Raw genomic sequence first — 1012 nt, forward strand, 5'->3', positions numbered from 1 at the left:
CCCGCCACCCCGCCGGCCCCGGCCACCCCACCGCCCGCGCTCCCCGACCTGGGAGCCGAATGCGCCCACCTCTCCGACCTCGTGGACGCCGGCCGCCACGGCGAGGTCCTCGGCCTCGCCGCCCGCCTGCTGCCCCGCGCCGAGGCCGAACTCGGCGACGCCGCACCGCTGGTGCGCACCATCCGCACCATCTACGCCCGCACCCTCCTCCACGAGGGCCGCCCCCGGCAGGCCCTCCCCGAGTACCGCCGCCTCGCCGCCACCGCCGACGGCGGCTCGCACGGCCCGCAGGGCCTCGACCACCGCTTCCGCGCCGCCCTCTGCCTCGACCAGCTCGGCCACGGCGCCGAAGCCCTCGCCGAGTACCAGGCCCTGCTCACCGCCCACACCGCCCGCCTCGAATCCGGCCTCGACACCGACCCCGAGCGCACCTACGACCTGCGCGAACGCATCGGCCTGCGCCTCGCCGCCACCGGCGACCCCCAGAACGCCTGGCAGTGGCTGCTCCCCCTCCTCCTCGAACGCGAACGCCGTGACGGCCCCCACCACCCCGCCGTCCGCCGCCTCCGCCAATCCCTCTCCACCCTGCAACCACAGCACCCCACCCCCTGGCCCCCCGCACCCCACTGACCCCGCCCGCCGTAGCGCTCCGCAGCCAGGGCGCAGGAAGTCGGCGTGGCCGACTTCTGGTGTTGGTGGGGCTCGCGGGGAGGTTCCCTCTGCTGCTGCTGAGGGTCGCCGGGCCTGGTTGACGCGAGCGGGATGTTCCGCGGCCAGGAGTGGGAGGTCGGTGGGGCCGACTTCTGGTGTTGTCGGGGGGTGTCCCGGGTGCGTGGTGCCGGGCTCAGCCGAGGAGTTGCGGTGGGGTGCCTCGCGAGTCGGTGCCCTTTGCCGGTGAAGGCCGCGTCGACAGCCGCACGTCGGTGCGCCGGGGCCGCGGGCTGCTGACCGGGGCGCTGTCCGGCTGGGGGTGGGCGGGCGGCGGGCTGGCTGGGCTGGTCGGTGTTGGGGG

1 protein-coding gene is annotated in these 1012 nt (G+C 76.7%); it reads left to right on the forward strand.

The features are described from left to right. On the forward strand, positions 1-630 hold a 630-nt coding region (locus tag OP86_RS32500), incomplete at its 5' end, for a tetratricopeptide repeat protein (RefSeq protein ID WP_030261038.1). Positions 631-1012 lie beyond the last annotated feature (382 nt).

Source organism: Streptomyces novaecaesareae, assembly GCF_000716875.1.
Taxonomy (GTDB): domain Bacteria; phylum Actinomycetota; class Actinomycetes; order Streptomycetales; family Streptomycetaceae; genus Kitasatospora; species Kitasatospora novaecaesareae.